Here is a 6,991-nt window from a genome sequence, read left to right as displayed (position 1 = left end):
CCGCACACCTCGCCCCGGCACCGCCGGGGCCACCAGACAACCCCACGCCGACGCCAGGCGCGTCGGCCGATCAGATGATCGGGAGACCGCAACAATGCTGAACTGGGACGAGTTCCACGAGGACGACACCGCCACCGCAGAAGTACCTGAGCCGAAGAAGGCACCCGAGCCGACCCCGGCTCCGGCTGCCGAGGCAACGGATGAGGTGCGCGAAAGCGCCGGCAACTACCAGGCTGCCGACCAGGACCGCATGGCCCGGGCACGCAAGTCGCTGGAAGAACTCGACGTGGCCGCCGGCCTCGAGGAACTCGAGATGGGCGCCGCCCGGATCGAGGTCGACGACAAGAAGATGATCAACGCCCGTGCGGACCTGAACCAGCTGGTGCCGTTCAAGTACGAGTGGGCCTGGCAGAAGTACCTGGACGGCAGTGCCAACCACTGGATGCCCCAGGAAGTGAACATGAACGCGGACATCGCGCTGTGGAAGAGCAACGACGGCCTGACCGCCGACGAGCGCCGCATCGTCGAACGTTCACTGGGCTACTTCTCCACCGCCGACTCGCTGGTCGCCAACAACCTGGTGCTGGCGCTGTATCGCCTGATCACCAACCCGGAGTGCCGCCAGTACCTGCTGCGCCAGGCCTTCGAGGAAGCGATCCACACCCACGCCTACCAGTACTGCGTGGAGTCGCTGGGCATGGATGAGGGCGAAGTCTTCAACATGTACCGCGAGGTCCCGTCGGTGGCCGCCAAGTCCGCCTGGAGCCTCAAGCACACCCAGTCGCTGGCGCGCCCGGACTTCCAGACCGGCACCGTCGAGACCGACCAGGAGCTGCTGCGTAACCTGATCGCCTTCTACTGTGTCACCGAAGGCATCTTCTTCTACTGCGGTTTCAGCCAGATCCTGTCCATGGGCCGGCGCAACAAGATGACCGGCGTGGCCGAGCAGTTCCAGTACATCCTGCGCGACGAGTCGATGCACCTGAACTTCGGTGTCGACATGATCAACCAGATCAAGATCGAGAACCCGAACCTGTGGACCCCGGAGTTCCAGGACGAGGTCACCCAGATGATCCTCGAGGGTACCGAGCTCGAGATCAGCTACGCCCGCGACACCATGCCCCGCGGCGTGCTGGGCATGAACGCGGCGATCATGGAGGAGTACCTGCACTTCATCTGCAACCGTCGCCTGGCCCAGATCGGCCTGAAGGAGCAGTTCCCGGGTGCCCAGAACCCCTTCCCGTGGATGAGCGAAATCATCGATCTGCGCAAGGAGAAGAACTTCTTCGAGACCCGCGTCACCGAGTATCAGGTCGGCGGCGCGCTGAGCTGGGATTGATCGAGACGACGCCCGGGCCTGACGGCTCGGGCGTCTTTCCTTCACTCCACCGACAACCCCACCAGGGAATGGCGACACCACCAATGTTCTGACGTGATTTCAGGAGGGCAACAGCATGGCTGTTTCCAATGGAAGACCCCAGCAGCATGACACCCGCGCCTGGCAGTCCGCCCTGGACCGGGCTCTGGCCGCCCACGGCGGCGAACGCGCCCTGGCCCGCTACGACCACCTGGCCCACGCCTTTCCTTCCCCCGAGTACGATCCCCGCGACGAGCACCACCCGCACCTCAACCTGGACGCTTTGAAGCGCTGGGCGCTCTATCGCGGCTGGCGGGCGCAGCCCGATACCGACCGCATGAGCACGGCCAGTACCCCACCGATCTGCTTTACCCGCTTGTCGCGCCATCGCGTCAGGAGTCATTGACGACAGCCTCACTGGCATAAAAATGCGCAAGGCCCGTCACCGGGTCTTGCGTGTATCGAGCGCTCTGCCGGCGTCATCGGCGTCTTCAGGCAAGCCCTAGCGGCTGACCAGCAACCTCGCTTTGGGCTCCACCCTGATCACATCCTGCAGCGCACTGCGCATGGCCTCGCCGGAGCAGGCCGCCGCGCGGCAGAACTGCAGCGCGATTTCATCATCGTGGGCCCTGCCGACCAGGGCGTCGCGGCAGCCGTCGTCACACAGCCGCTCGGCGAGATCCTCGGGGTTCACCCCTCGGGGCAGTCGAAAACGTAGTTCGAAATCGTGTTCTTTCATGACTGGCGTCCTCCTTGAAGACCGACGTTATTGTCGAACGCCGAGGCCAGTTTGAAAGACGCGCCTGAGGCTCCCTATTGTCCCAAGGATACAGTCGCCCGGCTGGGTATCAGTCCGACGCCCGGGACGACCTTCTACGCCCAATCCAGCCGCTGCCGATCAGCATCCCAAGGGTGATCAGCACCGCCGCCCCGGCAAGCCACAGGGTAGGCGCGGCGAAGCCGGTCACCACCAGCACCAGGGTCGACAGCAGCGGCGTGAAGTAGGCCAGCAGACCCAGCAGCCGCAGGTCCCCCTGCTTGACCCCGATATCCCAGGTAAAGAAGGCGCTGCCCACCGGGCCCAGGCCAAGAGCGATGATACCGAACCAGTCGCTGCCCTGGGGCCAGCGGCCGGGTTCGAAGGCCAGATGACACGCTGCCGCCAGTATCGCGGTGACCAGACAGAAGCCCCCCACCGCGGCGGTGGGTACCGTGCGGGTGGCCCGGGACAGCACCGAATAGCCGCTCCAGACGAAGGCACAGGCGAAGGCGGCGGCGTAGCCCAGGAGGCTACCGCCGGCGTCGACGTCTCCGCCGATCAACAGCACCGCCCCGCCGAAACCGAGCAGGCTACCGACCACGTGAAACCCGCGCAGGCGCTCGCCGGGTAGCAGAGCGACAAACAGCACGATCAACAGCGGCCAGAGATAGCTGATCAGGCCGGCGTTGGCCGGCGGCGCGTTCTGCTGGGCGATAAAATAGAGGGCGTGGTAGCCGAACAGCCCGCCGACGCCCAGCGCCCAGACCAGCGGTGGCTGGCGCATCGGCGCCAGCACCGCCTCGCCGCGCAGGCACTGATAGACCACAAAGCACACAAAGGCCACGCCGAACGCCAGGGCGGTGAGCAGAAACGGTGGCACGGGCCCCGACAACTGGGTAAAGAGGGCCAGCATGGCCCAATTGAGCACCGTGGTGGCACCGATCCAGGTGGCGCGCCTACGCGAGATGTCGACCGCGTCGGAGGATGCCCCCGCCTGGGCAGAGGAAGAAGATGAAGAAGAGGAAGAGCGCATAAAGACCTCCAGAGCACCGAGGTCTCGAGTGTGGGCCAGCCGCCCACACTAGGTCTTGTACGATTCTGACCTGTTGTGCGTGGCGGTTGCGGCTTGACGCCGCCAGGCGCCGGGAGAAACGTCATGGGCCTCGCGGAAGACGCGGGAAAAGTGGGCGGCGTCGTGGAACCCGCAGACCAGCGCGACCTCGCTGAGGGCCATGGCCGAGCCGGAACGAGTCCGGGTGACCAGCAATTGTCGCGCCAGGGCCAGCCGCTCACGACGCAGCCAGACCGCCGGCGGCACTCCGAGCAGCTCACGAAACTGACGGGCGAAGACCGCCTCGGACAGGTGGCACAGCGCCGCCATCTCCTTGACGCGCCAGGGGTGGGCCAGCTCGCCGCGTAGCCTTGGCAGCAGCTGGAGCAGACGCAGACGCGGCGCAGGGAGCGGCCTGCCGCGCCCTTCATCCAGCGCGTGCTGCAGGCGGGAAAGCCACCGGGCCAGCGCCTCGACGCCGGCGCCCGGGGCGGGCGCCGCCTCGACCAGGCTCGCCGGCGCGCGATAGCCCCTCGCTCGCTCGTTTTCGAAGATCCCCTCCACCCCCAGGGCCTGGCACCAGGCCACCGGCAGGTCGAGCACCAGAATGTCGTTGGCCCCCGGCGCGAGATAGTGGTGGGTCTCGCCGCTGGGGACCGGGGCCAGTACGCCCGGCCCTACGCGCAGACCACGTCCGCCAACGTCCAGTTCCACCATGCCGCCGCGGCCCAGCAACAGCTGCTGAAAGTCGTGGCGGTCACTCAACACTCGGTCTGGATAGTGTCGATGTTCGATCAGGGGGGCGTGGGTGCTCATCGGTCTAGCCCCGCACTCGCTGCGCAGGCAATGGTCGCTTCCCTTGATGCAGGTCAAATGTGATTTGATGACAAAAGATATATGCTCTCATTTACAACCTCATCAGGCTCTGGTAGTGATGAGGACTATCGGAGGTCCTCTCCATGGAACATGCAGGAGGTCCGTCATGGCGACATCCAAGAGTGTCATCAAGCGAGTCTACGTTCCCACCCACGTAAAGACGCTGCCCAATGGCGAGCGCGTCAAGATCCCCGGCCACTATAAACAAAAGGCGCCCGGCGACTGAACAGAGCGCCAGCCTCTGTTGCACTAGTCAGATCGAGGACGGCTCCCTGCACACCCGCCACCAGCCAAGCCCCACGGGTACCCCGTAAAGCAGCGCATGGACCAGCAACTCTTCGCCCAGGGCGTAGCCGTGCGACAGCCCGACGCTCAGGTTCCAGGCGCATATCGCCAGCCAGGCGAGGCTGAATATCCACATGGCGGTGTGCTGTCGCGGCTTGGGACAGCGCCACAGCAACACCAGGACCACGACCACCCCGACGACGACAATCAACATGGTTCTCATGGGTGCCCCCTGCGTAACCTGCAATGTTGTTTTTCAGCATAGCCATGGTCGGGCGCCGCGGGACCGACGCCCGCACTCGCTCACTTCGCGCCACCCCCTTGGGGCAAAGCCTCGGGCGCTGCGTACACCACCAGTTCGGCGGCATGGTCTGGAGACGCTGCACCTTGCGGCAGGACAAGCGCCACCACGTTCGCCTCGCTCCTGCCCTGGTGAGTGAGTTGGCTTGCACCCCGCGCCCCCTCGACCATTCGCTGGTGCCACAATGCCCGACCATCATCCAGAGCGAAGGCGTAGAGCGCGACTGACCTTGTCTGGTCCGCGACGACCACCGCTGCATCGCCGGAACTACCCGAGAGCATCATCGGTGCCGACAGATTCGCCGTTCCGACAGGCAGCGAAAGCTCGAACGGCAAGCGCAACTCCTGAGGCAGTTCGACGTCGAGGTCACCGACGGTGCGACGCCAGACGATCGCCGAGCTATCGCTACCATCACTATCATCACTACCATCACTGCCGCGCAGAGCGTAAAGCGCGGACAGCTCGACCTTGACCAGCTCCCCCCAGGGAGGCGTACGACAGGATAGCCAGGGATGACGAGGGTCGGCACCACGGGAGCCGACGCTGGCGTAGAGCGCTTGCCCATCCGGGCCGAGCCTCAGCGCCATACGGCGCGACGCCAAGGGTACCGTCGGTCTGATCAGCCGCTCCAGCGACGCCGGCAAGGTGACTGGCCCAGCGCTGTCCCTGGCCCGCAGGCGAATACGGCAAAGCAGTTGATCCACCGGCGAAAGTCCCCACATGTCACGTTCGCGCAGTGCCTTCGGGTCAGAGGGCGGGGTTCGCCAGGTCTCAGCCGACAGCGGCGGTGGTGGCCTCAGGTCGAGCGACGCCAGGGTCTCCCCGCTTGGCATGTCCAGCATCAACAGTCGGCCCTCGCTCGTCGCCACCACCGCGGCCTGGGGTCGATCGTCCAGGCTGACCATGACAACGTCCTTTGCTGCCGTCGACGCCGTGATCGCCGCATCGACAGGCATCGCCCCTTCGCCAGGCATGGGGGCAAGATCCAGCGCTCGCGTCCATAGCGGTTCGCCGGTGGTCACTTCCAGCGCCGTCACCCGGCCTCCCGGGCCCTGCTCACTCTCATCTCGGGTGTTGTCGCGGCGCTCGGCCCCAGAGGCAGCAGGGTCAGCCACCATCAGCAAGCCCTGGGTCTCATCGACGGCGACGATGCGAAGGTTGTCGGCGCCTGGCGTCTCGGGCCGCCAGCGCCAGATGCGATCGCCGGTGGCGATGTCCAGCGCCACCACCTCGTGGCTGAACCCCGTAAGCAGTACCAGTCGCGAGGTGACCTGGATGCCGGCGGCTCCCTTCAGCATCTCGGCGGATGTGTCGGCACTCATGTCAGCCACTTCGGCCACTTCGGCCACGTCAGCCACTTCGGCCAGGTCGACCTGGCCGTCGGTGCCGAAACTCTCGCAGTGTCTGCCGGTGTCGGCATCCAGCGCCAGCAAGCGCCGATCTCGGGTGACAACGAACAGCCGCTGCGGACAGACCAGATCGCTTTCCGCGACCCCCTCTTCCCCGGCACCTTCATGGGTCGTCGACATTTCCAGCGGATCCGGCTCGCCCTCCCCGGGGGTCGGCACAAAGACGCCCTCGACCATATCCTGCGTTCGCTCAGCGGCATCGTGATAGGCAAGCGTGCGACAGGGCCCCAGCGGCTCGATATTGTCCTCGTTGCCCTTTCCGTCGCTGTTCGGGTGTGACCAAAGACGCTCGCCGGTAGCGACCATGCGAGCTTCGATGCCGCTCGAGGTACAGACAATCAGTCGGTCGTCGATGATGACCAGAGGGAAGGCGGTGGCCAAGTGGTTCTCTGTCTCTGCCTCCGCCCTCTCCTGCTCCAGCTCGAGACGCCATAGCGCATCAAGGCCAGTGGCGGACTCACCCTGGGGGTTTGCCGGGGCCTTGGGCACCGAGGAGCCATGACTCTCAGGACGCGAAGACAAGGACGGTTCGACAGCAGGGAGAAAGGCCAGCAACAGCAGCAAGGACAAGCAAGAGAGCGTCATCAATCCCAGCGCCTGCCTGCAGCAGGCGTAGGCACCGCGGGAGAACCAGGGCAACAGCAGCACCAGCCCCAGCAATGCCGGCAGGCCCAGACGCGGCAGCAGGCGCCAGGCGTCCAGCCCCACTTCCCACAGTGCCCAGCCAAGGGTTGCTCCAAGCAGTAAAGCGTAAAGCCCCGGGGCGAGGCGCCATCGTGCCATCAGGCCGCATCCGGTCAGCGCCAGCCCCCCCGCCGCCAGCACGTAGTACGCCGAGCCCCCCAGCGCCAGCAGGTAGCCCCCGGCGGCCAGTGCAACCAACGCTATCGCCAGCACCAACAGGCCAAGCAGTCGTGCTGGCCACCTTGCGGCACGCCTGTCATCCATCGCC

7 protein-coding genes are annotated in these 6,991 nt (G+C 65.7%); 2 read left to right on the top strand and 5 right to left on the bottom strand.

What is annotated here, in order from left to right; all coding sequences use genetic code 11:
- Positions 1-94 precede the first annotated feature (94 nt).
- Both RBB39_RS18050 and RBB39_RS18045 read left to right on the top strand, forming a co-directional pair.
- Complete coding sequence (locus RBB39_RS18050; RefSeq protein ID WP_124803534.1) at positions 95-1,339, top strand: ribonucleotide-diphosphate reductase subunit beta; 1,245 nt, start codon at positions 95-97, stop codon at positions 1,337-1,339.
- A 115-nt stretch (positions 1,340-1,454) separates the two neighbouring features.
- A complete protein-coding gene (locus RBB39_RS18045) occupies positions 1,455-1,763 on the top strand; it encodes a hypothetical protein (protein WP_045991229.1) in 309 nt (102 codons plus the stop codon).
- 96 nt (positions 1,764-1,859) lie between these two features.
- Here RBB39_RS18045 and RBB39_RS18040 read toward each other — a convergent pair whose 3' ends face one another.
- The 5 genes from RBB39_RS18040 to RBB39_RS18020 form a co-directional block, all read right to left on the bottom strand.
- Positions 1,860-2,096: a hypothetical protein gene (locus RBB39_RS18040; protein ID WP_045991287.1), complete on the bottom strand. Its 237-nt coding sequence runs from the start codon at positions 2,094-2,096 to the stop codon at positions 1,860-1,862.
- 109 nt (positions 2,097-2,205) lie between these two features.
- A complete protein-coding gene (locus RBB39_RS18035) occupies positions 2,206-3,150 on the bottom strand; it encodes a DMT family transporter (RefSeq protein WP_253029474.1) in 945 nt (314 codons plus the stop codon).
- Positions 3,151-3,198: 48 nt separating this feature from the next.
- Positions 3,199-3,984 carry an AraC family transcriptional regulator gene (locus RBB39_RS18030; RefSeq protein ID WP_306169248.1) on the bottom strand — a complete coding sequence of 262 codons (786 nt, stop codon included), beginning with the start codon at positions 3,982-3,984 and terminating at the stop codon, positions 3,199-3,201.
- 313 nt (positions 3,985-4,297) lie between these two features.
- Positions 4,298-4,552, bottom strand: coding sequence for a hypothetical protein (locus tag RBB39_RS18025; protein ID WP_045991231.1), 255 nt, complete (start codon positions 4,550-4,552; stop codon positions 4,298-4,300).
- Between the two features lie 80 nt (positions 4,553-4,632).
- Entirely contained in the window at positions 4,633-6,987 is a 2,355-nt protein-coding gene (locus RBB39_RS18020) for a PQQ-binding-like beta-propeller repeat protein (RefSeq protein ID WP_162197820.1), read from the bottom strand.
- Between the last annotated feature and the right edge of the window lie 4 nt (positions 6,988-6,991).

It is taken from the genome of Halomonas sp. MMSF_3323 (assembly GCF_030733595.1).
Classification (GTDB): Bacteria; Pseudomonadota; Gammaproteobacteria; order Pseudomonadales; family Halomonadaceae; genus Halomonas; species Halomonas litopenaei.
This window is presented reverse-complemented; position numbering and strand designations above follow the sequence as displayed.

Coding starts and splice junctions, on each gene's coding strand:
- RBB39_RS18045 (WP_045991229.1), top strand. CDS start 1,455: ATGGCTGTTTCCAATGGAAGACCCCAGCAGCATGACACCCGCGCCTGG.
- RBB39_RS18040 (WP_045991287.1), bottom strand. CDS start 2,096: ATGAAAGAACACGATTTCGAACTACGTTTTCGACTGCCCCGAGGGGTG.
- RBB39_RS18030 (WP_306169248.1), bottom strand. CDS start 3,984: ATGAGCACCCACGCCCCCCTGATCGAACATCGACACTATCCAGACCGA.
- RBB39_RS18025 (WP_045991231.1), bottom strand. CDS start 4,552: ATGAGAACCATGTTGATTGTCGTCGTCGGGGTGGTCGTGGTCCTGGTG.
- RBB39_RS18035 (WP_253029474.1), bottom strand. CDS start 3,150: ATGCGCTCTTCCTCTTCTTCATCTTCTTCCTCTGCCCAGGCGGGGGCA.
- RBB39_RS18020 (WP_162197820.1), bottom strand. CDS start 6,987: ATGGATGACAGGCGTGCCGCAAGGTGGCCAGCACGACTGCTTGGCCTG.
- RBB39_RS18050 (WP_124803534.1), top strand. CDS start 95: ATGCTGAACTGGGACGAGTTCCACGAGGACGACACCGCCACCGCAGAA.